25 protein-coding genes and 1 tRNA gene are annotated in these 23,915 nt (G+C 73.5%); 9 read left to right on the forward strand and 17 right to left on the reverse strand.

Annotated features, from left to right (window positions below):
* Positions 1–21: 21 nt before the first annotated feature.
* Positions 22–95 (reverse strand) — tRNA-Thr (locus ABEB06_RS17410).
* A gap of 307 nt (positions 96–402) precedes the next feature.
* Between ABEB06_RS17410 and ABEB06_RS17415 the strand changes: the two genes are divergently transcribed.
* From ABEB06_RS17415 to ABEB06_RS17425, 3 genes are all read left to right on the forward strand, one after another.
* Positions 403–1,494 carry an ABC transporter ATP-binding protein gene (locus tag ABEB06_RS17415; protein WP_345697780.1) on the forward strand — a complete coding sequence of 364 codons (1,092 nt, stop codon included), beginning with the start codon at positions 403–405 and terminating at the stop codon, positions 1,492–1,494.
* Between the two features lie 170 nt (positions 1,495–1,664).
* Complete coding sequence (locus tag ABEB06_RS17420; protein WP_345697781.1) at positions 1,665–2,102, forward strand: hypothetical protein; 438 nt, start codon at positions 1,665–1,667, stop codon at positions 2,100–2,102.
* Positions 2,103–2,279: 177 nt separating this feature from the next.
* Positions 2,280–3,029 (forward strand): nucleotidyltransferase family protein, encoded by a 750-nt coding sequence (locus tag ABEB06_RS17425; protein ID WP_345697782.1) that lies wholly within the window; start codon positions 2,280–2,282, stop codon positions 3,027–3,029.
* A gap of 178 nt (positions 3,030–3,207) precedes the next feature.
* Here ABEB06_RS17425 and ABEB06_RS17430 read toward each other — a convergent pair whose 3' ends face one another.
* The 7 genes from ABEB06_RS17430 to ABEB06_RS17460 all read right to left on the reverse strand — a co-directional run bounded on the left by ABEB06_RS17430 (position 3,208) and on the right by ABEB06_RS17460 (position 9,929).
* Positions 3,208–4,737, reverse strand: coding sequence for a DoxX family protein (locus tag ABEB06_RS17430; protein ID WP_345697783.1), 1,530 nt, complete (start codon positions 4,735–4,737; stop codon positions 3,208–3,210).
* Positions 4,738–4,955: 218 nt separating this feature from the next.
* Positions 4,956–5,951 carry a 23S rRNA (guanosine(2251)-2'-O)-methyltransferase RlmB gene (gene rlmB, locus ABEB06_RS17435; RefSeq protein ID WP_345697784.1) on the reverse strand — a complete coding sequence of 332 codons (996 nt, stop codon included), beginning with the start codon at positions 5,949–5,951 and terminating at the stop codon, positions 4,956–4,958.
* A 111-nt stretch (positions 5,952–6,062) separates the two neighbouring features.
* On the reverse strand, positions 6,063–7,454 hold the full coding sequence (cysS, locus tag ABEB06_RS17440) for a cysteine--tRNA ligase (RefSeq protein ID WP_345697785.1): 1,392 nt from the start codon (positions 7,452–7,454) through the stop codon (positions 6,063–6,065).
* 70 nt (positions 7,455–7,524) lie between these two features.
* The gene (locus ABEB06_RS17445; protein WP_345697786.1) at positions 7,525–7,920 is read right to left on the reverse strand and encodes a PPOX class F420-dependent oxidoreductase; all 396 of its coding nucleotides are present in this window, start codon (positions 7,918–7,920) and stop codon (positions 7,525–7,527) included.
* Positions 7,921–7,967: 47 nt separating this feature from the next.
* Positions 7,968–8,474, reverse strand: a complete 507-nt coding sequence (gene ispF, locus ABEB06_RS17450) for a 2-C-methyl-D-erythritol 2,4-cyclodiphosphate synthase (RefSeq protein WP_345697787.1) — start codon at positions 8,472–8,474, stop codon at positions 7,968–7,970.
* Positions 8,464–9,228, reverse strand: coding sequence for a 2-C-methyl-D-erythritol 4-phosphate cytidylyltransferase (ispD, locus tag ABEB06_RS17455; RefSeq protein ID WP_425559781.1), 765 nt, complete (start codon positions 9,226–9,228; stop codon positions 8,464–8,466). Before ispD ends, ispF begins: the two co-directional genes overlap by 11 nt.
* A 218-nt stretch (positions 9,229–9,446) precedes the next feature.
* Positions 9,447–9,929 carry a CarD family transcriptional regulator gene (locus ABEB06_RS17460; protein WP_014136563.1) on the reverse strand — a complete coding sequence of 161 codons (483 nt, stop codon included), beginning with the start codon at positions 9,927–9,929 and terminating at the stop codon, positions 9,447–9,449.
* A 367-nt stretch (positions 9,930–10,296) separates the two neighbouring features.
* Between ABEB06_RS17460 and ABEB06_RS17465 the strand changes: the two genes are divergently transcribed.
* Positions 10,297–11,007, forward strand: a complete 711-nt coding sequence (locus ABEB06_RS17465; protein WP_345697788.1) for a DUF461 domain-containing protein — start codon at positions 10,297–10,299, stop codon at positions 11,005–11,007.
* A gap of 64 nt (positions 11,008–11,071) precedes the next feature.
* On the opposite strand, the gene phoP is transcribed toward ABEB06_RS17465, so the two are convergent.
* Both phoP and ABEB06_RS17475 read right to left on the reverse strand, forming a co-directional pair.
* On the reverse strand, positions 11,072–11,764 hold the full coding sequence (gene phoP / locus ABEB06_RS17470) for a two-component system response regulator PhoP (protein ID WP_345697789.1): 693 nt from the start codon (positions 11,762–11,764) through the stop codon (positions 11,072–11,074).
* Positions 11,761–13,029 carry a sensor histidine kinase gene (locus ABEB06_RS17475; RefSeq protein ID WP_345697790.1) on the reverse strand — a complete coding sequence of 423 codons (1,269 nt, stop codon included), beginning with the start codon at positions 13,027–13,029 and terminating at the stop codon, positions 11,761–11,763. The genes phoP and ABEB06_RS17475 overlap by 4 nt, the downstream gene beginning before the upstream one ends.
* A gap of 262 nt (positions 13,030–13,291) precedes the next feature.
* On the opposite strand from ABEB06_RS17475, the gene phoU reads away from it, so the two are divergent.
* Together phoU and ABEB06_RS17485 are read left to right on the forward strand one after the other, a co-directional pair.
* Positions 13,292–13,966, forward strand: a complete 675-nt coding sequence (phoU, locus tag ABEB06_RS17480) for a phosphate signaling complex protein PhoU (protein ID WP_345697791.1) — start codon at positions 13,292–13,294, stop codon at positions 13,964–13,966.
* 138 nt (positions 13,967–14,104) lie between these two features.
* Positions 14,105–14,284, forward strand: coding sequence for a hypothetical protein (locus ABEB06_RS17485; RefSeq protein WP_345697792.1), 180 nt, complete (start codon positions 14,105–14,107; stop codon positions 14,282–14,284).
* Between the two features lie 65 nt (positions 14,285–14,349).
* On the opposite strand, the gene ABEB06_RS17490 is transcribed toward ABEB06_RS17485, so the two are convergent.
* A complete protein-coding gene (locus tag ABEB06_RS17490) occupies positions 14,350–14,937 on the reverse strand; it encodes a lytic polysaccharide monooxygenase auxiliary activity family 9 protein (RefSeq protein WP_345697793.1) in 588 nt (195 codons plus the stop codon).
* Between the two features lie 261 nt (positions 14,938–15,198).
* Positions 15,199–15,957, reverse strand: a complete 759-nt coding sequence (locus ABEB06_RS17495) for a phosphoglyceromutase (RefSeq protein WP_345697794.1) — start codon at positions 15,955–15,957, stop codon at positions 15,199–15,201.
* A gap of 188 nt (positions 15,958–16,145) precedes the next feature.
* Between ABEB06_RS17495 and ABEB06_RS17500 the strand changes: the two genes are divergently transcribed.
* Entirely contained in the window at positions 16,146–17,363 is a 1,218-nt protein-coding gene (locus tag ABEB06_RS17500; RefSeq protein WP_345697795.1) for an MDR family MFS transporter, read from the forward strand.
* Positions 17,364–17,385: 22 nt separating this feature from the next.
* On the opposite strand, the gene ABEB06_RS17505 is transcribed toward ABEB06_RS17500, so the two are convergent.
* The 3 genes from ABEB06_RS17505 to mshA all read right to left on the reverse strand — a co-directional run bounded on the left by ABEB06_RS17505 (position 17,386) and on the right by mshA (position 19,924).
* On the reverse strand, positions 17,386–17,853 hold the full coding sequence (locus tag ABEB06_RS17505; protein WP_345697796.1) for a DUF4231 domain-containing protein: 468 nt from the start codon (positions 17,851–17,853) through the stop codon (positions 17,386–17,388).
* A gap of 72 nt (positions 17,854–17,925) precedes the next feature.
* Positions 17,926–18,450 (reverse strand): type III secretion system chaperone family protein, encoded by a 525-nt coding sequence (locus ABEB06_RS17510; protein ID WP_345697797.1) that lies wholly within the window; start codon positions 18,448–18,450, stop codon positions 17,926–17,928.
* A gap of 121 nt (positions 18,451–18,571) precedes the next feature.
* Positions 18,572–19,924 carry a D-inositol-3-phosphate glycosyltransferase gene (gene mshA, locus ABEB06_RS17515; protein WP_425559637.1) on the reverse strand — a complete coding sequence of 451 codons (1,353 nt, stop codon included), beginning with the start codon at positions 19,922–19,924 and terminating at the stop codon, positions 18,572–18,574.
* A 235-nt stretch (positions 19,925–20,159) separates the two neighbouring features.
* Here mshA and ABEB06_RS17520 point away from each other — a divergent pair, with 235 nt between their 5' ends.
* Entirely contained in the window at positions 20,160–20,999 is an 840-nt protein-coding gene (locus tag ABEB06_RS17520) for a class I SAM-dependent methyltransferase (RefSeq protein WP_345697798.1), read from the forward strand.
* A 127-nt stretch (positions 21,000–21,126) separates the two neighbouring features.
* Here ABEB06_RS17520 and ABEB06_RS17525 read toward each other — a convergent pair whose 3' ends face one another.
* On the reverse strand, positions 21,127–21,660 hold the full coding sequence (locus ABEB06_RS17525; protein ID WP_345697799.1) for an O-acetyl-ADP-ribose deacetylase: 534 nt from the start codon (positions 21,658–21,660) through the stop codon (positions 21,127–21,129).
* A 239-nt stretch (positions 21,661–21,899) separates the two neighbouring features.
* Between ABEB06_RS17525 and ABEB06_RS17530 the strand changes: the two genes are divergently transcribed.
* Positions 21,900–23,402, forward strand: a complete 1,503-nt coding sequence (locus ABEB06_RS17530; RefSeq protein ID WP_345697800.1) for a PP2C family protein-serine/threonine phosphatase — start codon at positions 21,900–21,902, stop codon at positions 23,400–23,402.
* Between the two features lie 144 nt (positions 23,403–23,546).
* On the opposite strand, the gene ABEB06_RS17535 is transcribed toward ABEB06_RS17530, so the two are convergent.
* Entirely contained in the window at positions 23,547–23,879 is a 333-nt protein-coding gene (locus ABEB06_RS17535; RefSeq protein WP_345701884.1) for a DUF2516 family protein, read from the reverse strand.
* Positions 23,880–23,915: the final 36 nt, after the last annotated feature.

Raw genomic sequence — 23,915 nt, forward strand, 5'->3', positions numbered from 1 at the left:
CTTTCGGCATGTCCGGCGCGGAGCCCCCTGTCGGGTTCGAACCGACGACCCCCGCTTTACAAGAGCGGTGCTCTGGCCAGCTGAGCTAAGGAGGCACGGTGACCGTCCGCGGCGGACCACGCCGGTACCAGTGGGCAGTGTACCGGGCCGGGCGCGGGCGGTGGCGGCGGATATCAGCGGCGGCGGGGCGCGGGTGGTTCGGGAGGATGTGTCCCGGTTGTGATCGGACCGATGCCGAATTCGGCCACCGGCGAGGGCTGACAAACAGATGAACGGACAGGTAGCGTCGCGAGGAGCCGGCCCGTGCCCGTGGTTCAGACCACCGGCGAGGGACCGGCCGAACAACAATCCAACCTTTACTCGGATCGTCCGGCACGTTCCTGCCGGTGAAGGAGATCAGTCATGGCTTCCGTGACGTACGACAAGGCGACCCGCATCTACCCGGGCGCCACCAAGCCGTCCGTGGACGCGCTGGACCTGCACATCGAGGACGGCGAGTTCCTCGTGCTGGTCGGCCCCTCCGGCTGTGGCAAGTCGACCAGCCTCCGCATGCTGGCCGGCCTGGAGGACGTGAACGGCGGTGCGATCCGCATCGGCGACCGCGACGTCACCCACCTGCCGCCGAAGGACCGGGACATCGCGATGGTGTTCCAGAACTACGCGCTCTACCCGCACATGACCGTCGCGGAGAACATGGGCTTCGCCCTCAAGATCGCCGGCGTCAACAAGGCCGAGATCCGCACCAAGGTCGAAGAGGCCGCGAAGATCCTCGACCTGACCGACTACCTGGACCGCAAGCCGAAGGCGCTCTCCGGCGGCCAGCGCCAGCGCGTCGCGATGGGCCGCGCGATCGTGCGCCAGCCGCAGGTCTTCCTGATGGACGAGCCGCTGTCCAACCTGGACGCCAAGCTCCGCGTCTCCACCCGTACCCAGATCGCCGGCCTGCAGCGCCGCCTGGGCATCACCACGGTCTACGTCACCCACGACCAGACCGAGGCCATGACCATGGGCGACCGCGTCGCGGTCCTCAAGGACGGTCTGCTGCAGCAGGTCGACACCCCGCGCAACATGTACGACCGCCCGGCGAACCTGTTCGTGGCCGGCTTCATCGGCTCCCCGGCGATGAACCTGATCGACGTTCCGCTGGTCGACGGCGGCGTGAAGTTCGGCGGCTCGGTCATCAACATCTCGCGCGAGGACCTGGCCAAGGCCGGCTCCGACAAGTCGGTGACCGTCGGTATCCGTCCGGAGCACTTCGAGATCGTCCCGGCCGGCGGCATCGAGGGCGTCGCGGTCACCGTGAACGTCGTCGAGGAGCTCGGCGCGGACGGCTTCGTCTACGGCACCACCAAGGTGAGCGGCGAGGACAAGGACATCGTCGTGCGCGTGCACGGCCGGCAGATCCCGCAGAAGGGCGAGACCATCAACGTGGTCCCGGCCGGCGGTGAGCCGCACGTCTTCTCCACCACCTCGGGCGAGCGCCTGAGCAACTGACCTCCGGTCAGTACCCGCGGGTTTCGAGCCCCTGCCGGACGGCGGTCCGGCAGGGGCTCATCCGTCTGTGCGCCCCCGGTCAACCGGGCGGCGGAACAAATCGGGACACCGGTCACCCGATGGTGTAACGGAGTGCTCATGCGGCGCGACCCAGCGCTACGCTCCTGTGCGTGAAACAGCTCGTGCGCCGTATCGGCCAGACGTTTGCCCTCACCCTGCCGGTGATCCTGGTGACCACCGGTACGCTCGCCGTGACCCGCGTCCCCTGGGCCCCGCCGACCGGGCTGGACCAGCAGGTGGTCGCGGCCTCCAGCGGCGACGGCAGCATCGGCCGGACCTCCACCGCTCCCGGCACCCAGGGCCTCGCCCCGCAGGACGCGCTCCGCGTCGACTTGCTGGAGGAGCTGAAGAACCACAACCCGGGCACCGCGCTCGACCTGCTGGAGCGCACCATGCGCGAGAAGCCGTCGCTGACGCCGTACTGCAGCCAGCTCTCCTCGGAGCTCGGCCGGGCCGCCGTCCGCAAGTACCAGGGCGACGCGCAGCGGGCCCGCTCCTTCGCCCGCCCGGTGTGCGACGGCTCGTTCGCCGCGGGCGTGGTGGGCTGACGGCCCGGGACTCCCCGGTCGGGACTCCCCGGTCGGGACTCCCCGGTCGGGACTCCCCCGGTCGGGAGTCGTGACGGGGCGACGGTCGTGACGGGTCGACGGTCGCAAGGGTCAGGGGTGGCGGCGGGTCAAGGGTCGTGACGGGGTCCGCGGCGACGCGGACCCTATTGTGTCCGCATGACCGCTGACTCCACCCGACCCACCATCACCGCGGCGCCCGCCGTCACCCAGGCCGTGATCCTGGCCGGCGGCCAGGGCTCGCGGCTCCGCCCGTACACCGACGACCGCCCGAAGCCGCTGGTGGAGATCCCCGGCACGGGCACGCCGATCATCGGCCACCAGCTGGCCTGGCTGGCCGCCGAGGGCGTCACCGACGCGGTGATCTCGTGCGGCCACCTCGCCGAGGTCCTCCAGGAGTGGCTGGACCAGGCCGACCTGCCGCTGAAGGTCACCACGGTGGTCGAGGGCGAGCCGCTGGGCCGCGGCGGCGGGCTGAAGTACGCCTCCGGCGCGCTGCCCCGCCCCGACGAGCCCTGGTACGCCACCAACGGCGACATCTGGACCCGCTTCAGCCTGCGGGACATGGCCTCCTTCCACCACGAGCGCGGCGCGACCGCCACCCTGGCGCTGGCCCGGCCGCGGATCCCGTGGGGCGCGGTGGAGACCGACCAGTTCGGCAACGTGCTGGACTTCATCGAGGCGCCGCCCTCGCCGTTCCTGATCAACGCCGGCCTGTACGTCTTCGGCCCCGGCTTCCGCGAGCTGCTGCCGGACGTCGGCGACCACGAGCGGACCACCTTCCCGCAGCTCGCCCGCAGCCGCCGGCTGGCCGGGTACCAGCTGCCGCAGGGCGTCTACTGGCGGGCGATCGACACCGCGAAGGACCTCACCGAGGCCGCCAAGGAGCTTGCCGCAGCTCAGAACTGACGGGACGGGGCCCCGGACCGGGCAGAGCGGGTCCGAGCCGTACAGGGCAGGGCAGAGCAGGGCCGAGAGCAGGCCGGGGCCGAGCAGGAGAGCCGTGCGGCAGCAGAGGGGCCCGGGGAACCGTGCAGGTTCCCCGGGCCCCTCGTACGCGCTCGGACGCCGTCGCTCGTGCCCTTCGTCAGGCGCCCTCGCTCTGGCTGAGCCCGAGCAGCGGCGGCCGGCTGCCGAGGACGCCGCCGATCAGGCCGCCACCCCCGCCGGTCGGGGTGGAGCGCGGGGTGGAGGAGCCGCCGCCGGTGCCGGTGTGGCCGGTGGAGGTGGTGCCCCCGGTGGTCCCGCCGGTGGGCTGGCGGCCGGTGCTGCTGGGGCTGGTGCCGGGCTTCGGCTTGGTGCTGGCGCCGCCGCTCTTGCTCGCCCCGGGGGACGGCGTGGGCGAGGCCGGAGCCTTGGAGGGGGTCGGGGTCGGGGTGGGCTTGGGGGACGGCGAGGCCGGGCCGTTGCCGGGCCACATCGGCGAACCGAAGTCGGTGGGCGGGCGCACCGGGGTCCGGGTGTTCCCGGTCCGGACGGCCGCGCCGAGCATCGAGCCGGTCAGGAGGGTGAGGCCGATCACGACCGCGGTGACCACCGACCGGCGCCGGACCATCCGCCGCCGCACCCCGCCCGGGTTCCCGGGGCCGCACCGGCGCCAGGCCTCCAGGGCGATCCGCCCGTCCAGCGAGCCGAACGGCGCGCCGGCGATCAGCAGCGGGCTCCACGCGGCGAGGAAGATCAGGTCCGGGGTGTCGTAGACCGGGACGGCCTTCCAGCTGACGGTGAAGAGCAGCGCCGCGGAGAGCGCCATCGCGATGCCCGCCGCGGCCCGCTGCCACAGGCCGAGGATGGACAGCACGCCCACCACGATCTCGATGAACGCCACCGCCAGGCCGGAGCCGACCGGGTGCGCCATCGCGAAGTCCAGCAGCGGCTGGGCGACCTTCCACGGGTGCAGCGAGGACAGCCAGCGCATCATCGAGCCGCGCTCGCCGCCGTCGAAGTACACCGGGTCGCAGAGCTTGCTGAACCCGGCGTAGACGGAGAGCCCGCCGAGCACGATCCGCAGCGGCAGCAGGACCAGGCCGAGGTCGACCCGGCGGCCCGGGTACCAGGCGTGCTTGGAGGAGTCGCCGGCCATCGACGGCACCTCGGGCAGCTCGCCGTCGGGCGCCCAGGCGCGGTTCGCGCCGACCCGGACGGCCTCGTCCAGCACCTCGGGGACGCCGACCACGGGGGCCTCGGCACCCGGCGGCGGCGAGGCCTGCCGGGGCACCGCGTGCAGCGGCTGGGTGTCCTCGACGCCCGGCGGCGCCTGCGCCGGAGCCGGCACGGTGTTGAGCCGGACGGCGTCCAGGAGCCCGGTGGCGGCCAGGTCGCCGGCGGCCGCCTGTCCGCTCCAGGTGGTGACGACCCGCGCCTTGCGCCGCGGCGCCGCCGACGAGCCCGCGATGACGGCACCGGCCGCGCCGACGCCGGCCAGCGCCACCGAGGACGCCGGGACGACGACCTGCGGGGTGACCAGCGGCCGTCCGCCGAGGCTCTGCATGCCGTACGGGTCGCCGAAGGCGGCGCCCGCCGGGGTGTCGATCAGCGGGGCCACCGGGGCCGCGAGCCGGACCCGGAAGCTGGCCTGGGTGCTGCTGAGCTTCGCCGGGTCGGACGGCACCTTCACGGTGTTGAGGCCGGGGCCGTCGTCTATCCCCGCGGGGATCCCCACAGGGCCGCCCGGGCGCCGAGGTGTTCTGGTGTCCACACCCCTCTAACCGGGTGACGGGCCCGGAGGACACTCTCCCGGGTGGATATCGGGCGACAGCTTGAAGTGATCATGAGAAAACCGACCGGGCCCGACAGGACCCGATCGGTTCGCTCGAACTCCGCGTGCAGAAACGGTCAGCCGCGCTTGGCCCGGAGCCTGGCGGCCTCGTACAGCACGATGCCGGCCGCCACGCCGGCGTTCAGCGACTCGGTCTGACCCGGCATCGGGATCCGCACCCGCATGTCGCAGGTCTCGGAGACCAGCCGGGACAGGCCCTTGCCCTCGGAGCCGGCCACGATCACGACCGGGCCGGTGAGCAGCTCCAGGTCGCCGATCTCGGCCTCGCCGTCGGCGGCCAGGCCGATCACCATCAGACCGGCCTTCTGGTAGGCCTCCAGGGCGCGGGTGAGGTTGGTGGCCCGGGCCACGGGCAGCCGGGCGGCGGCGCCGGAGGAGGTCTTCCAGGCACCGGCGGTCATGCCGGCCGCGCGGCGCTCGGGGATGACCACACCGTGCGCGCCGAAGGCGGCGGCGGAGCGGACCACGGCGCCGAGGTTGCGGGAGTCGGTGACCCCGTCCAGCGCGATGATCAGCGCGTCCTGGCCGGCGTCCGAGGCATCGGCCAGCAGGTCGTCCGGGTGGGCGTACTCGTACGGCGGGACCTGGAGCACCAGGCCCTGGTGGTTGAGCCCGCCGGTCATCTGGTCGAGCTGGGGGCGCGGGGCCTCCATCAGCGGGACGCCGCGCTCGTTGGCGGCCTGGAAGGCCTCGCGGACCCGGTCGTCGGTGTCGATGAACTGCTGGACGTACAGCGCGTTGGCGGGCACGCCGCCCTGCAGCGCCTCGACCACCGAGTTGCGGCCGACCACCAGCTCGGCCGCGCCCGCGCCGCCGCGCCCGCTGCGCGAACCGGCACCGGCCCGGCGCATGCCGGCCCGGGACTTGGCGTCGCGCTCACGCTTGAGCGCGGCGTTGGCGGCGCGCTGCTTGGGGTGGCCCTTGCGCTCCTCGCCGCGCGGGGTCGGGCCCTTGCCCTGCAGTGCCTTCCGGCTGTGGCCGCCGGTACCGACACTCGCGCCCTTCTTCGATCCGGGGTTGCGGCGGTTCCTGCGCTGGCTGTTGCCGGCCATGGCTGTACTTCCTGTCTTCTACGTCGTCTGCGTCATGCGTGCGGGCCGTCCCTCTTGTCGAGAGTACGGCCCGTCCGCGCCCCGGGGGGCTACTGGTCGCGCCCGTCAGGGCTACTTGTCGATCGTCCAGCGGGGGCCGGACGGGGTGTCCTCGATCGCCAGCCCGGCCGCGCCGAGCTGGTCGCGGATGGCGTCGGCGGTGGCGAAGTCCTTGCGGACCCGGGCCGCCTGCCGCTGGTCGAGCACCAGCCGGACCAGGGCGTCCACCACGCCGTGCAGGTCGTCGCCGCGCTCGGTGCCGGCCCACTGCTCGTCCAGCGGGTCGAGGCCGAGCACGCCGAGCATCGCCCGGACCTCGGCCAGCCGCTCGACCGCGCTCTCCTTGTCGTCCGCGGTCAGGGCGCTGTTGCCCTGGCGGACGGCGGTGTGCAGCACGGCCAGCGCCTGCGGGACGCCCAGGTCGTCGTCCATCGCCTCGGCGAAGGCCAGCGGCACCTCGGGCGCCGGGTCGACCGGGCCGCAGCGCTCGACGGCACGCTCGATGAAGCCCTCGATCCGGGCGAAGGAGGTGTCCGCCTCGCGGAGCGCCTCCTCGCTGTACTCGATCATCGAGCGGTAGTGCGGGCCGGCCAGGTAGTAGCGCAGCACGATCGGGCGCCAGCGCTGCACCATCTCGGAGACCAGCACCGAGTTGCCGAGCGACTTGGACATCTTCTCGCCGGCCAGGGTCACCCAGGCGTTGTGCACCCAGAAGTTGGCGAACTCGTCGCCGAACGCCCGGGACTGGGCGATCTCGTTCTCGTGGTGCGGGAAGATCAGGTCCAGGCCTCCGCCGTGGATGTCGAACCCGGTGCCGAGGTACTTGTGCGCCATCGCCGAGCACTCCAGGTGCCAGCCCGGACGGCCGCGGCCCCACGGGGTCTCCCAGCTCGGCTCGCCCGGCTTGGCCGCCTTCCACATCGCGAAGTCGCGCGGGTCGCGCTTGCCGGTCTCGCCCTCGCCGGACGGCTGGCGCAGGTTGTCCAGCTCCTGGTTGGACAGCGCCAGGTACTCCGCGAAGGTGGTGACCGCGAAGTACACGTTGCCCTCGACGGCGTACGCGTGGCCGCGCTCGATCAGCCCGCGCATCATCTCGATCATCTCCGGCACGTGGCCGGTGGCCCGCGGCTCGACCGAGGGCGGCAGGCAGCCGAGCGCGTTGTACCCCTCGTTGAAGGCGCGCTCGTTGGCGTAGGCGATCTCGTACCAGGGGGTACCGGACTCCAGCCCCTTGGCGATCACCTTGTCGTCGATGTCGGTGACGTTGCGCACGAAGCTGACCCGGTACCCGCGGTAGCCGAACCAGCGGCGCATCACGTCGAAGTTGAGGTACGACCGGATGTGCCCGATGTGCGGCGGCGACTGCACGGTGGCGCCGCACAGGTAGATCGAGACACAGCCCGGCACGAGCGGGACGAAGTCGCGTACCTGGCGGGTCATGGTGTCGTACAGACGAAGGCTCACAGCCTCAAGGGTAGTGGGCGACGGGGCATGCCCCGCCACCCTTTCCCGGTACGCGTCACCTACGGGAGGGTCAGATGTTCCCGACGATCTTCCGGGGCGACAGCCGGACCACCACCCGCACGTCCTCGGGGCCGTCGGCGTCGTAGTCCTTGCCGTGCCGGTACTTGCGGGAGAGCTCGTCGATCAGCTCCCGCCCGCCGGTCCGGACCATGGTGACCTCGCCGCGCGCCTCGAAGTACTGGTACGGGTGGTCCGGCGGGTTGATCACCAGGCTGACCCGCGGGTCGCGGACCATGTTGAGGTGCTTGCGGCGCCCCTCCAGGGTGGAGAACAGGATGTCGTCGCCGTCCCGCTTCACCCAGACGACGGACGCCTGCGGGCTGCCGTCCGGCTGGACGGTCGCCACCACGGCGAAGCTCTTGCCGTCCAGCAGCTCCCGTGCCCGTTCGGAGAGTTCCACACCCACGACGCCTCCCTGGAGGGGATCCGGCTGATCACCCGTCAGCAGTCAGGCTAGGCCGGGGGGAGCTCGTAGACCAGCGCCGTGGCGATCGCGGCGAGTCCCTCGGCGCGGCCGGTGAGGCCGAGGCCGTCGGTGGTGGTCCCGGAGACCGAGACCCTGGCGCCGACCGCCTCGGAGAGCACGCGCTGGGCCTCGTCCCGGCGCTTGCCGATCTTCGGGCGGACGCCGATCACCTGGATCGCGACGTTGCCGATCTCGTACCCGGCCGCGCGGACGATCCGGGCCGCCTCGGCCAGCAGGGCCACCCCGGCCGCGCCGGCCCACTCGGGCCGGTCGGTGCCGAAGTGCGCGCCCAGGTCGCCCAGGCCGGCCGCCGAGAACAGCGCGTCGCAGGCGGCGTGCGCCGCCACGTCCGCGTCGGAGTGCCCGGCCAGGCCGACGTCGGAGTCCGCCCACTCCAGCCCGGCGACCCGCAGCGGCCGGCCGGCCTCGAAGGCGTGGACGTCGGTGCCGATGCCGACCAGCGGAACGACCGGACGGGTGGGATCAGTAGCCATCGGTGGCCCTCCTCCGGGCGAGTACGGCCTCGGCGAGCACGAGGTCCAGCGGGCGGGTGACCTTGAACGCCTCCTCGTGGCCGGGCACCACGACCACCCGGCCACCGAAGTGCTCGATCAGCCCGGCGTCGTCGGTGACCTGCGCCTCGCCGTCGAGCGCCTTCTCGTGCGCCTCGGCCAGCGCGGCCCGGCGGAACCCCTGCGGGGTCTGCACGGCGCGCAGGGCGGAGCGGTCGGGGGTCTCCAGCACCGGCTCGGGGGCGCCGGCCGGCTGCGGCTCGACCCGCTTCACGGTGTCGGCCAGCGGCACCGCGGGCACCACGGCCCCGGCGCCGGCCCGGACGGCCGCGGCGACCGCGTCCACCACCTCGACCGGGACCAGCGGACGGGCCGCGTCGTGCACCAGCACCACCTCGGTCTCCGCCGGGATCGCGGCCAGGCCGAGGCGCACGGACTCCTGCCGGGTCGCGCCGCCGGCCACCACCTTGACGTCCTTGCCGTCCAGGCCGTGGCTGTCCAGCAGCGCGGCGACCTCGGCGACGCCCTGCGGCGGTGCGGCGACCACCACCAGGCCGACCGCGCGGCTGCGCGCGAGCGCCCGGACGGCGTGCACCAGCAGCGGCACCCCGCCGAGCTCGCGCAGGGCCTTGGGTGCGCCGGGGCCCAGTCGCTCCCCGCGCCCGGCGGCCGGAACGACGGCCGCGGCGAGCTGTGCTGTGGCGTTCAGGTTTCGCTCCTCGGTCGCGATGGGTATGGCCCTGCCGAACGCATCGAGCGCGCGGGACGGCCCCCTTCCGGACTGCACGTTAGTGGACCCGCCGGGCTCCGGCGGAACGCGACCGGCGCTTCCGCCCCGCCGGCGGCGCGCCGCCGGCCCACGGCATGCCGAGGACCCCTCCGGCGGGCATGCCGAAGCGCCCGAGGTGCGGGTGCACCGCCGGGCGCCGCGTCATACGCGCCGGTGAGGGCGTGTCAGGAGGCGAGGACCTCGTCGAGCAGCGTCTCCGCCTTGTCCTCGTTGGTGTTCTCGGCGAGCGCGAGCTCGCTGACCAGGATCTGGCGCGCCTTGGCCAGCATGCGCTTCTCGCCGGCCGACAGGCCGCGCTCGCGCTCCCGACGCCACAGGTCGCGGACGACCTCGGCGACCTTGATGACATCGCCCGAAGCGAGCTTCTCGAGGTTCGCCTTGTAGCGGCGGGACCAGTTGGTGGGCTCTTCGGTGTACGGTGCACGCAGCACCTCGAACACGCGGTCCAGACCCTCCTGGCCGACCACATCCCGGACGCCGACGAACTCGGCGTTCTCGGCGGGTACGCGCAGCGTCAGATCTCCCTGCTGCACCTTCAGCACCAGGTAGGTCTTGTCCACACCTTTGATCTGGCGGGTTTCGATGGCCTCGATCAGCGCTGCCCCGTGATGGGGGTAGACCACCGTGTCGCCAACCTTGAACGTCATGTGACAGGACCCCTTCCGTGGCTTACCAGAATAACACGGTTTCGAGCGCACCCGAAGGGCGTTTTCGCAGGTCAGGGCGGGTCTCAGGGCTTGACAACCACCCCCATGGCGTGCTGCGACCGGTGTTCGACAGGGGCTTACCGCAGGTGGGAGGCGGTGTGCCGGGTTCGCGAAACCTCTGGTCAACACTCCCGCAACCATGATTGGATCTTGAGTTTTTACCCAGGACGCCACGGCGGGGCCGATCGTGATCCGATCGCGACACGGGGCCACCCCGTGAGAACGGGATAAGTAAGGGTCAGTAGTCTGAGGGTGACCACCGAAACGGTGATCATCACTGATCGACACCCAAGGAGAAGTCGCCGCCGTGAGCCGGAGCCTTCGACGCGGCGCCATCGCCGCCCTCGTCCTCGCCGCGATCGTCCCGCTGTCCGCCTGCGCGGCGGGCAACACGCCGGCGACGCTGCAGATCAAGCCGGACAACGCGGCGACCTCGATCGGCAACGACCTCCGGCTGAACAACATCGTGGTGGTCGCCCCGGCGACCGCCGCGGCCGAGTACGAAGGCCCGCTGGCGGTCACGGTCAACATCAGCAACACCGGCACCGTCCCCCACTCGCTGAAGACGCTCCTGGTCGGCACGTCCGCCGCGACCTTCACCGACGACAAGGGCGGTGCCCTCTCCGAGATCGTCGTCCCGGCCGGCGGCGCGGTGCTGCTCGGCGGCGACGGCCAGCCGGCCGCCCGGGTGACCGGTACCAAGGTGACCGTCGGCGGCAACGCCGAGACCTCGTTCGGCTTCGGCGACGCCGGCAAGGTCACCGCGCCGGCGTACGTCCAGCCGGCCGTCGGCTACTACGCCGGCTACGGCCCGGCCGAGGAGGCGGCGAAGCCGTCCGCCGCGCCTTCCCCCTCGGCCTCCGCGTCGGGCTCCCCCGCCGCCTCCGCGTCCGCCTCCCCCGGTGCCTCCACCTCGCCGTCGGCCGGTGCGTCCGCCTCGGCCTCGGCCGGCGCCTCCGCATCGACCACGCCGCTGGCCGGCCGCGCGAGCGGTTCGCCCAGCCCGAGCGCGCACTGACCGCACGCAGCGACGCGAAGGGGCCCCTGCCGAGCAGGGGCCCCTTCCGCGCATGCGGGCCGGTCTACGGCTCGAACTTGTACCCGAGGCCGCGGACGGTCACCAGGTAGCGCGGGGCACCCGGGTCCGGCTCGATCTTGGCGCGCAGCCGCTTGACGTGGACGTCCAGCGTCTTGGTGTCGCCCACGTAGTCGGCGCCCCAGACCCGGTCGATCAGCTGCATCCGGGTGAGCACCCGGCCGGCGTTGCGCAGCAGCATCTCCAGCAGGTCGAACTCCTTGAGCGGCAGGTCGACCTTGGCGCCGTCGACGGTCACCACGTGCCGGTCGACGTCCATCCGCACCGGGCCGGCCTCCAGCGCGCCGGGCACGGTCGCGCCCTCGGCGCCGCCGTCCTCGCCGCGGCGGCGCAGCACCGCGCGGATCCGGGCCACCAGCTCGCGGGTGGAGTAGGGCTTGGTGACGTAGTCGTCCGCCCCTATCTCCAGCCCGACGACCTTGTCGATCTCGCTGTCCTTGGCGGTGACCATGATCACCGGAACGTTGGAGCGGACCCGCAGCTGGCGGCAGACCTCGGTGCCGGGCAGGCCCGGCAGCATCAGGTCGAGCAGGACCAGGTCGGCGCCGTTGCGCTCGAACTGCTCCAGGGCGTCGGGCCCGGTGGCGGCGACGGCCACCTCGAAGCCCTCCTTGCGGAGCATGTACGAGAGGGCGTCGCTGAACGACTCCTCGTCCTCGACCACCAGTACACGGGTCACGATCGGGCCTCCGGGGCAGGAAGGTGGGTTGTTGCTTCGGTTTCGTCGGTCAGGGTGCGGTCCTGGTCCGGGGCCTTCCCGGCCGGGAGCCGCAGGGTGAAGGTGGACCCCTGGCCCTCGACGCTCCACACCGACACCGTGCCGCGGTGGGACGCGGCGACGTGTTTGACGATGGAGAGTCCGAGGCCGGTTCCACCGGTCAGTCGGGAGCGGGCCGGGTCGACCCGGTAGAAGCGCTCGAAGATCCGCTCGCGGTCCTTCTCCGAGATGCCGATGCCCTGGTCGGTCACCGAGATCTCGATCAGCTCGCCGTCCGCCTCGCCGAGCGCGGCGGCGCTGGAGATCCGGCGGGTGGCGAGCGCCACCCGGGTGCGCGGCGGGCTGTAGTTGACGGCGTTCTCGACCAGGTTGCCGAGCGCGGCGGCGAGCTGCCCGCGGTTGCCGTTCAGGTAGAGGCCGCCCACCCCGCCGGAGGCGATGTGGATCTGCTTGGCCGCGGCGGTCTGCCGGCAGCGGTCGATCGCCTCGGACAGCAGCTCGTCCACCGGCACCGGCTCCGGGTCGACCTTGAGCCGGTCGTCCTGGACCCGGGAGAGGTCGATGATCTCCTGCACCAGGCTGGCCAGCCGGGTCGCCTCGACCTGCATCCGGCCGGCGAAGCGCTGCACCGCCTCCGGGTCGTCGGAGGCGTCCGCGACCGCCTCGGAGAGCAGCGACAGGGCGCCCACCGGGGTCTTCAGCTCGTGCGAGACGTTGGCCACGAAGTCGCGCCGGATCGCCTCGATCCGGCGGCGCTCGGTGAGGTCCTCGACCAGCACCAGGACCAGCCGGGAGCCCAGCGGGGCCACCCGGACCGAGACCGCCAGCGGATCGGCGGCGCGCGCGGCGCCGCCGGGTCGGGTCAGTTCCAGGTCCACTTGACGGATCTCACCGTCCCGGCGGGTGGCGCGGGCCAGCGACAGCATCTGGTCCACGGCCATCGCGCCGCCGCGGACCAGGCCCATCGCGTAGGCGGCGGAGCTGGCCTTGACCACCTCGTCGCCGTCGCCGAGCACGATGGCGCAGGAGCGCAGCACCGAGAGCACGGTGTCCACACCGGGCGGGAGGGCCGGCTCCTGCGCCGGGGCGGATCCCGCGCCGTTCTTCGTACCGCCGCTGCCGCGTGCCTGCTCGCGCTCGCTCCAGCGGAAGGCGATGGCGGCCGTGAGGCCGACGCCGAGCCCGGCTATGGCGCAGGCAGCGGCGGCGGCCACGTTCACGTCCATAACGCCAGCGTAAGCGCATGACGGGCGCGCTCCGTAAGGGTGCGATCAAGGCATCGGCCGTACGTTGCCGAGAATTCACCTTCAGGATTCCGTCGATTCACTGTCCCGGCCGTGCCCCGTCGCCCGAACGGCTCAGTGTTGGCGGAGCACGCCCGTGTGGGCGGTGGCACGGCTACCATTCGCGCCACCAGCAGCGGTCGCCCCTCTCCGGGCGGCCGGTCGGCACCGCCACCGACACAGGTACTGGAAAGGGATGAACCGCATGCGCGACGCGTACCACGAGGAACTCGACTCGATCAGCGACGGCCTGGTGGAGCTCGCCCGGATGGTGGGTTCGGCGATGGGCCGTGCCACCACCGCGCTGCTCGACGCCGACCTCGCCCTGGCGGAGAGCGTCATCGCGGCCGACGAGAAGATCAACGAGCTGCACCACGAGCTGGAGAACCGCGCCATCGACCTGCTGGCCCGCCAGCAGCCGGTCGCCACCGACCTGCGGATCGTCGTCACCTCGCTGCGGATGAGCGCCGACCTGGAGCGCTGCGGCGACCTCGCCCGGCACGTCGCCAAGGTCGCCCGGCTCCGCTTCCCGGAGACCGCCGTCCCCAACGACCTGCACCCGATCGTCCTGGAGATGGGCCAGCTCGCCCAGCGCCTGGTCGCCAAGGCCGGCCTGGTCATCGCCACCAAGGACGTCGACAAGGCGCTCGAACTGGAGCGGGACGACGACGCGATCGACGCGCTGCACCGCGAGCTCTTCTCGCACCTGCTGGACGACCGCTGGCAGCACGGCATCGAGACCGCGGTGGACGTGACCCTGGTCGGCCGCTACTACGAGCGCTTCGCCGACCACGCGGTGTCGGTCGCCAAGCGCGTGGTGTTCCTGGTCACCGGCGAGCACGTGGACGACTTCGTCGCCACCGCCGAGCCGACCGAGTAACCGGCCGCCGGCCGCGGGGGCGCACGCAGGGGTGCGGCCGGCGCCCCCGCGCGCCCGTTGACGCACCGTCACGGGCCGGGCTTCACTCGTGTCGTAGGCGTACCTTCGGTGCGCCCGGACGAGGAAGGCTTCAGCGCGATGAAGGCGATCCCCACCTCCACCACCCACCCGTCCGACCACGCCGCCCCGAGCGCCGCCAGGCTGCTGCCCGTCGTCGCCGCGGGATGCGGCTGCGGCCCGGGCTGCGGGTGCGGCTGCCAGTCGGGCGCGCCCTGCCAGTGCGGCGGCGCGAGCGGCGGCTGCTGCGGCGGGCACTGAGACCACGCACGGCCGGGCACCCGCGCGGGGTGCCCGGCCGCTCTGCTGCCGCGGCCCGGGAGGACTCAGTACGTGACGTCCAGGCACTGGTAGAAGGCGTTGCCGGTGTCCGCGATGTCCCAGACCGCGAGGACCACCTGGTGGCCGGTCCGGCCCGAGGGCATCGTCGCGGTGTGGCTCACCGTGGTCGGCGGCTGCGCGCCGTTGTACGGCACGGTCAGGAACGGCGTCAGGTCGAGGTTGCTGCGGGTCAGCTTGGTGCTCGCGCTGTAGCCCGGCTTGGTCATGAAGTACCGGAACCGGGTGGTCGCGTGCCGGGCGGTGAACTTCCAGGTGAAGGTCAGCTGCTGCCCGGCGGTCACCTGCTTCGCCGGCCAGGCGCCGCCGCGCGGGTCGTCCAGCTGGGCGAAGCGGCTGTTGCCGCCCGCGCACAGCGTGCCGTCGGCCGGGCCCGAGGTGGGGAAGTTCTTCGGGCCCTCGACGCTCTGCGGTTCCCACTGGATGTCGCCGCAGTTGGTCACCGTGCCGGCCGCGCAGTACGCGGCCCGGCTCGGCGGGGTGGTCACCCAGCCGTGCGAACCGGCCGGCACCGCCGTCGCCAGCGGTAGGGCGAGCGCGGCCGTGACGGCCGCGAAGATGGTGCGCTTGCGCATGGTGCTCCTCCGTGGGGGTGGATGGAGTACGCCGAACACGGGCGCGACAAGGCGTGGCCGTCGGGGGTTGTCATGCCCGCACCGGTCTAGTCCTCCCACGCTAGGGAGCCCACCGCCCGCCGTCAATGGTCTGAACCATCAAGCCCCACACGGGAGTTGGCGTCGACCGCCCGGCCCACTCGGCCCACCGGACCGCCCGGAACGGCAACGGCCCGCCGCCCGCGCTGTTGGCGCGGGGGGCGGGCCGTTTCGCCTTCGGGCTTACTTCTTGCCCTGGTTCTTGACCGCCTCGATGGCGGCCGCGGCGGCCTCCGGGTCGAGGTAGCGGCCGCCGGGGGTGACCGGCTTGAAGTCGGCGTCGAGCTCGTAGACCAGCGGGATGCCGGTCGGGATGTTCAGGCCGGCGATGTCGGCGTCGGAGATGCCGTCCAGATGCTTGACCAGGGCGCGCAGGCTGTTGCCGTGCGCGGTGACCAGGACGGTGTTGCCCTCGGCGAGATCCGGGACGATCGCGTCGTACCAGTACGGGAGCATCCGCTCGACGACGTCCTTGAGGCACTCGGTGGCGGGCCGCAGCTCCGAGGGGATCTCGGCGTAGCGGGCGTCACCGGCCTGCGAGTACTCGGCGTCGTCGGCGAGCACGGGCGGCGGGGTGTCGTACGAGCGGCGCCACAGCTGGAACTGGTCCTCGCCGAACTCGGCCAGGGTCTGGGCCTTGTCCTTGCCCTGGAGGGCGCCGTAGTGGCGCTCGTTCAGGCGCCAGCTGCGGCGGACCGGGATCCAGTGGCGGTCGGCCTTGTCCAGGGCGATCTGCGAGGTGCGGATCGCGCGGCGCAGGAGGGAGGTGTGCACGACGTCGGGGAGCAGGCCCTCGGCAAGGAGCAGCTCACCGCCGCGCGCGGCTTCCTTCTCGCCCTTCTCGTTGAGGTCGACGTCGACCCAGCCGGTGAAGAGGTTCTTCTGGTTCCACTGGCTTTCGCCGTGGCGGAGCAGGATCAGTCGGTAGGTCGTGTCAGCCATGGCCCCCAGCTTAGTGGCTCGAATTTAAGTGCTGGTCGGGCCGAGGGTCCGCTAGTAATGTGTGCGCCACCATCCTGCCTCTTACCGTCGTGCTGAGCGGACCACCCCGCCCCGCTCAGCGGGCGTCCACGTCCCGGGAGCCCCCATTGGCTGCGCCAAGCCGTGTCCGCACCGCCGTCTCGGAGACCGTGGGAGGACTCCCGCAGCAGTTCTGGTGGCTGTGGGCGAGCACGCTGGTGAACCGGCTCGGCGGCTTCGTGGTCACCTTCCTGGCCCTGTACCTGACCGCCGAGCGGGGTTACTCCGCCTCGTACGCCGGACTGGTCTCCGCGCTGTTCGGCCTCGGCGCGGCCATCGCGGCGCTCGGCGCGGGCGTGCTGACCGACCGGCTCGGCCGGCGGCCCACCCTGCTGGCGGCGCAGCTCGCCACGGCCGTGTTCACCGCGGTGCTGGGCTTCACCGACGGTCCGGTGGCAATCGCGGTGGTGGCGTTCCTCACGGGCCTGGCGAACAACGCCGCCCGCCCCGCGATCTCGGCGATCATCGCCGACGTCGTCCCGGCCGAGGACCGGGTCCGGGCGTACTCGCTGAACTACTGGGCGATCAACATCGGCTTCGGCGTCTCCGCGGCCGCGGCCGGACTGATCGCCACCCACGGCTACCTCACCCTGTTCCTGCTGGACGCGCTCTCCACGCTGCTCTGCGCGGTGCTGATCTTCGTCCGGATCCCCGAGACCCGGCCCGAGCGGACGGCCGCCGTCGCCCCCGGCACCAAGCCGGTCGGACTGGGCACCGTCTTCCGCGACGGCCCGTTCATGGCCGTCTTCGGCGTCAACCTGCTGCTCGCCATGGTCTTCCAGCAGGGCTCCACCACGCTGGCCGTCGACATGGGGCAGCACTCCATCACCACCACCGAGTTCGGCCTGGTCGCCAGCCTCAACGGCGTGCTGATCGTGCTGCTGCAGCTGCCGGTCACCCGCTGGATGGAAGGCCGCAGCCGGACGGGCCTGCTGGTCGTCGGCGCCCTGCTGATCGGCTGGGGCTTCGGGTTGAGCGCCCTCGCCGGCAGCTCCGCCGCGCTGTACGCCCTCACCGTGGCGGTCTGGACGATCGGCGAGATCATCAACGCGCCGACCATGATGGGCCTGGTCGCCGAACTCTCCCCCGCCGAGGCGCGCGGCCGCTACCAGGGCGTGTACTCGCTCTCCTGGTCGCTCGCGTCCTTCCTCGGACCGGCCGCGGGCGGCCTGCTGCTCGACCACGCCGGACCCGCGGTGCTCTGGGGCACCTGCGCCGTCGTCGGCACGATCGCGGCCGTCGCCTTCGTCCCGATCGGCCGCCGAAAGACCGTCGCCCCGCTCCCGGTCCCGGTCGCCGAACAGCCGGCCGCCGCCGTCGCCTCCTGAACTCCGGCGCTCCGCCCGGGCCTCAGGCGCCCTCGGCCTGGCGGATCCTGATCCACGCCTCGTGGTCGCCCCGGGCGATCTCCTCGAACTCGGCGTGCACCCGGTCGACGTCCTCCGGGGCCGGCGGCTCCTCGCCGAGCCCCGCCCGGAGGTAGTCGATCGACCGGGCCAGGGTGGTGAGCCGGTGGACGGTGTCCGCGCGCTGGATCCACACCGTGCGGTACGAGAAGAACGTCGCCCACGCCGCCAGCACCGTCACCAGCGCGCCGAGCGCCAGCGCCACGTTCGCCAGCCACTGCTCCGCGCCCGTCGACACCTTCACCCCGAGCAGGACGGTGATCAGCGCCGACAGCGTCACCGTCGCCAGCTGCAGGGTGAACGCCCGCCGCCGGTCCCAGTCCCGACGGCGCCGGCGCTCGACCAGCTCCGCGCGCACCAACTGCTCCAGGTACGCCAACCGCCGTCCGGCGGCCCCCGCCGCGTCCGTCATCCGCCCGCCCCCCGTCTGCGTGTTCGAACGGCCATCCAAGCAGAGCGGGCCGGCGCGGGGCGGGGGTTCCGCTCAGGCGGTGGCGGGGGGCTGCTCCGCCGCGGGGCCGGCGAGGTGCGCGAACGCCTCCAGGTTGCGGGTGGACTCGCCGCGCTTGGTCCGCCACTCCCACTCGCGGCGGATCGCGCTCGCGAAGCCCAGCTCCAGCAGGGTGTTGAACGGCTCGTCCGCGTTCTGCAGCACCGTGCCGAGCAGCCGGTCCACCGCGTCCCCGGTCAGCGCCTCCAGCGGCAGCCGGCCCGCCAGGTAGACGTCGCCCAGCGGGTCGATCGCGTACGCCACCCCGTACAGGCGGGTGTTGCGCTCCAGCAGCCAGCGGTAGACGCCCTCGTGGTTCTCGTCCGGGCGGCGGATCACGAACGCGTTCACCGACAGCGTGTGGTCGCCGACCCGCAGCGCGCACGTGGTCGACAGCTTCCGCGTCCCGGGCAGCGTCGCCACCAGCGTGTACGGATCGGCCGCCGCCGGCTCCCACGCCACCCCGGCCTCGTCCAACGCCCCCCGCAGCAGGGCCAGCGCCCCGTCCTTGTCACCCATGCCCCCACGCTATCCGCCCACCCCGCACCGCCGCCCTGTCACCCGCATCACGCCGCGAGCGCCGCGCAGCGGGCGGAGGCCCGGCCCGGAAGCCCCGCGCAGCGGGCACCGGGCCGGGCGGTCAGGCGAAGCGGAGGCGGGAGGGGGTGCGGGGGGTGAGCGCGGAGGCGTAGACGTCGGCGGTGGTGGCGGCGGAGGCGGACCAGCCGAAGGCGGTGGCGTGGTGGGCGGCGGCCTGCCCGAGGCGGGCGACGAGGGCGGGGTCGGTCGCGTAGGGCTCCAGCGCGTGGGCCCAGGCCTCGGGGTCGTGGCCGTTGACCAGGGTGCCGGTGCGGCCGTCGCCGACGGCGACCGGCAGGCCGCCGACGGCGGCGGCGACCACGGGGGTGCCGCAGGCCTGGGCCTCCAGGGCGACCAGGCCGAAGGACTCGCTGTGCGAGGGCATGACGAGCGCGCTCGCGGCGCGGTACCACTCGGCGAGCTGGGCCTGCCCGACCGGCGGGTGGAAGCGGACCACGTCGCCGATGCCGAGCTGTGCGGCGAGCTTGTGCAGGCTCTCGGGCTTGGCGAGGCCGGTGCCGGAGGGGCCGCCGACGACCGGGACGACGAGCCGTTCGCGCAGTTCGGGGCGGTGGGCGAGCAGCTGGGCGACGGCCTTGAGCAGGACGTCCGGCGCCTTGAGGGGCTGTATTCGCCCGGCGAAGAGCAGGACGGCGGCGTCCTGCGGCAGCCCGAGCCGGGCGCGGGCGGCGGCGCGGTCGCCGGGCCGGAAGACGTCCAGGTTGACGCCGGGGTGGACGACGGCGAGCTGCTCGGGGCGGGCGCCGTAGTGCCGGGTGAGCTCGGCGGCCTCCTCGGCGGTGTTGGCGATCAGCCGGTCGGCGGCGTCGACGACCTGGGTCTCGCCGATGACGCGGGCGGCGGGCTCGGGGGTGTCGCCGTCGGCGAGTGCGGCGTTCTTGACCTTGGCCATGGTGTGCATGGTGTGCACGAGGGGCACGCCCCACCGTTCGGCGGCGAGCCAGCCGACCTGGCCGGAGAGCCAGTAGTGGGAGTGGACGAGGTCGTAGTGGCCGGGCCGGTGCCCGGCCTCGGTGCGCAGCACGGCGTGGGTGAAGGCGCAGAGCTGGGCGGGGAGGTCTTCCTTGATCAGGCCTTCGTAGGGGCCTGCGGTGACGTGCCGGACCAGGACGCCGGGGGCGAGCTCGACGACGGGCGCGTCGTCGGAGCTGGTGGCGCGGGTGAAGACCTCGACCTCGATGTCGATCTCGGCGAGCCGCTTGGCGAGCTCGACGATGTAGACGTTCATGCCGCCGGCGTCGCCGGTGCCGGGCTGGTGCAGCGGGGAGGTGTGGACACTGAGCATGGCGATCCGGCGCGGTCGGCGGCGGCCGCCGACGAGGGCCTGGAGGCGGGCGCGGGATGGCACGGTGAGCCGGTCGCGGCGGGCCGTCCGGACGAGGTGCTGGGTCACCTGGCTGAAGCCTCCTCTGTGCTCCGGGCGGGGCCGGCGCGCGGCGGTACTGGTCGGCGGCACTGGTCGGTGGTGGGGCGTCCCGGCGCGGGTCCCCGGCCGGTGACGTGCGGCCGCCCGCGGCCGGGGGCAGCGGGCGGACAGACATCCAGTGTGCCAACCACGGCACGAGTGCCGCCTATTCCCCGTCTCAGCCCGTGAGACCGGGTGCCCGGAATTGCGTACGCTTGCCCGCATGGCCGCCTCCGACCACCCCACGACCCCGCCCGGCCCGCCGGGTCGCGGCCGCGCCCCCCGGCCGGTCGGAACGATCACGCGCGGCACCACCGGCACCAACCGCCTGCGCCGGATGGACCGCTGGATCGCGCACACCGCGGCCGGTCCGCTGCGGCTGGCGGAGCGGCCCCCGATCGCCGTGGACCTGGGCTACGGGGCGGCGCCGTGGACGGCGGTGGAGCTGTCGGCCCGCCTGCGGGCGGTGCGGCCGGACGTGCGGGTGGTCGGCATCGAGATCGACCCGGCCAGGGTGGCGGCGGCCGCGCCGTACGCCGAGGAGCCGCTGCTGACCTTCCGGCGGGGCGGGTTCGAGGTGCCGCTGGACGGCGCGCGGGCCCAGCTGATCCGGGCGGCGAACGTGCTGCGCCAGTACGACGAGGACGCGGTCGCGGAGGTCTGGGAGCGGCTGTGCGGGCGGCTGGCGCCGGACGGACTGCTGGTCGAGGGGACCTGCGACGAGATCGGGCGGCGGCACGTCTGGGTGGCACTGGGCCCGGAGGGGCCGCGGACGGTGACCTTCGCGGCCCGCCTGGGCAGCCTGGGCCGGCCGTCGGACCTGGCGGAGCGGCTGCCGAAGGCGCTGATCCACCACAACGTGCCGGGTCGTCCGGTGCACGCGTTCCTGGCCGACTTCGACCGGGCGTGGGCGGCCGCGGCGCCGTACGCCGCGTTCGGGGCCCGGCAGCGCTGGGCGGCGGCGTGCGCGGCGCTGGCGGCCGACTGGCCGCTGGTGGACGCGCGGGGGCGCCGGCGGCAGGGCGAGGTCACGGTGGCCTGGTCGGCGCTGGCCCCGCGCTGAGCGCTCCGGTGTGCGGATCGCGTGTTTCACTCGAACGAATTATCGAACATCGCTGGCGTGTTGACGCCCCGCCGCGCCACCATGGAGGCGGACACCCGCCCTGCCCCGTCCGCCATGTGACCGCCCATCAGCCCAGCTCGCGCCAGATCCGTTCGAACGTCTCGTACGCCGCCCCGTCGAAGAGCACGAACCGCACCTCCTCCAGCACACCGCGACCAGCCTCCGCCCCGGTGACGGCGGTGAGGGCGATCCGCGCCGCGTCCTCCATCGGCCAGCCGAAGATTCCCGCCGAGATCGCCGGGAAGGCCACCGTCCGCGCCCCCAACTCCACCGCCACCCCCAGCGATTCGCGATAACAGGAGGCCAGCAGTCCGGCCCGCCCCTCGTAGTCGGCGGCCGAATACACCGGTCCGACGGTGTGCACCACCCAGCGGGCCGGCAGCCGTCCCGCCGTGGTGGCGACCGCACGGCCGGTCGGCAGCCCCTTGCCGTAGTGGGAGGCGCGCAGCCGGCGGCAGTCCGCGAGGATCTCCGGGCCGCCCCGCCGGTGGATCGCGCCGTCCACCCCGCCGCCGCCGAGCAGGCTCGAATTCGCGGCGTTCACCACCACGTCCACCTGCTGATCCGTGATGTCACCCTGCACCAGCGTGATCCGCGTCACCGATCCCGACCTCCATCGCTCCCGTCGGTACGGCGCCGTCCGGCCCGCCGCACTGACCCGAACCGTAACCAGAACACCCACCAAGAGCGTGGCAATAACCACATCGGCGGCGCTCGGTCCGAGAAATTTCCGGAGATCACGTTATGGTCGCGAGAAGCTCCTCGACCCGCGGTGGTGCCAGGCGGGCACTGCGCGCGGACCCCAGCCGTTGGGCAGTCGGGGAAAGGAAGGACCGACCCATGCCCGCAACGGGAGACGGGCGGGCAGCCGCCGCGCGGACCGCTGTCGCCGCCGGCGCCGCCGTCCACGGCGGCGGCACCACCGGTACCGGAGCCGAGACGGGCACGCCGATACCGCACCCGCGGAGCACCGCCGGCCGGCGCCCCGCCGCGGCCCCGTCGCCCGCCGTGCCGGCGCCCGGCCCCCGGCCCGGCGGCCCGAGGAGCGGTCCCGGCGGCCCGGGCGGCCCGGGCGGATCCGGCAGCGGGCGGCCCGAGCGACTGCTGGTGATCACCGGCCCGGTCGGCGAGTGCACGCTGTACGACACCCTGGCGGGCGAGACCGGTCCGGGCATCGAGCTGCACCGCGTCCCCGGCGTGGAGCAGGCCCTGGACCTGCTGCCCCCCGCCCCGGGCACCGGCCGCCGCGCCGCGCACCAGCTCGACTTCACCTGCATCCTGCTCGACCTGGGCACCCCCGGCGAGCTGCCGCCCGGCTCCGACGGCCTGGACGGGCTGCGCGCCCTGCTGGCCCGCGCGCCGTACACCGCGGTGGTCGTCCTCACCGACGCCGCCGGCACCGAGCTGGGCGCCGCCGCGGTCGCCGCCGGCGCCCAGGACTTCCTGATCCGGCAGGAGACCGACGGTCCGCTGCTGGCCCGCGCCCTGCGGTACGCGGTGGAGCGCAAGCGGGCCGACGAGTCGCAGCGCCGCCTCGTCGAGGCCGAGCTGCGCGGCCAGGAGAACGCGCGCCTCCAGCGCCACCTGCTGCCCACCCCGCTGCTGGACGGCGCCAACCTCGCCTTCACCCGCCGGTACCGGCCGGGCCGCCGCCGCGCCCTGCTCGGCGGCGACTTCTACGACGCGGTCCGCACCAAGGACGGCCGGGTCCACGTGGTGATCGGCGACGTCTGCGGCCACGGCCCGGACGAGGCCGCGCTCGGGGTCGCGCTGCGGATAGCGTGGCGCACCCTGGTCTTCGCCGGGCTGTCCGGCGGCGAGCTGCTCACCACCCTCCAGCACGTCCTGGAGCACGAGCGGCGCAGCGACGAGATCTTCGCGACGCTCTGCATGGTGGTCCTCACCCCGCAGGAGTCGGCGGAGGTGCCGGGCACCGACGAGGCCGAGCTGTACCTGGCCGGCCACCCCGCGCCGCTGCTGCTCGCCCCGGCGGAGCGGCCCGCGCTGCTGCCGTCCGACCTGGCCGGTCCGGCGCTGGGCCTGCTGCCCTGCGACGCCAGCCACGCCGCCTGGCCCGCGCACCGACTGCGGCTGCACCCCGGCTGGCGGCTGATGCTGTACACCGACGGCCTGGTCGAGGGCCGGGTCGGCGCCGGCTCCCGGCGCCTGGGGCAGGACGGCCTGATCGACCTGATCGCCGACCACCAGGCGGGCGGCCTCACCCGCGGCCGGCTGGTCGACAGCGCCATCGCCGAGGTCGAGGAGCTGAACGGCGGCGCGCTCGCCGACGACGTCGCCGTGCTGCTGCTGGAGCGCAACCCGGTGCCGTTGATCATGGGCTGAGCCGGCCCCGGCCGGCCGGGCGGACGCACTGGAGGACGCACTGGAGGACGTGCGGGAGGACGTGCGGGAGGGCGGCACCCCCGATCCGCGGGGTGCCGCCCTCCCGTACGCCTGCCCGCGCCTACCGGCGCCGGGCGCTCCGGCTCACCACGGCCCGTAGGGGCCGGTGTTCCGGTTGTTGCCGCTGCCGCGGCCGTCGGTCAGCTGCTTGATCGCGGGGCGGACGTCCACCACGTACACGATCGCGGCGACCAGGCCGATCAGCGTCAGGAAGCCGGTGATCGGGTTGGCGCCGAACAGCAGGTCGAGGCCGAGTGCCAGGCCGAGGACGACCAGCCAGAACGGCTTCGTCTTCTTGTCCGCCGCCCGGTACGCGTCCTCGCGGCGGGTCGCGGCGTCGACGAAGGCGAACGTCTTGAAACCGATGATCGCGGTCGCGATCCACCAGAACGGATTCAGGACGTCGAAGTACAGGATCTGCACTGCGTTCTCCTCACTGCGGCTTCCGGGATC

It is taken from the genome of Kitasatospora terrestris (assembly GCF_039542905.1).
Taxonomy (GTDB): domain Bacteria; phylum Actinomycetota; class Actinomycetes; order Streptomycetales; family Streptomycetaceae; genus Kitasatospora; species Kitasatospora terrestris.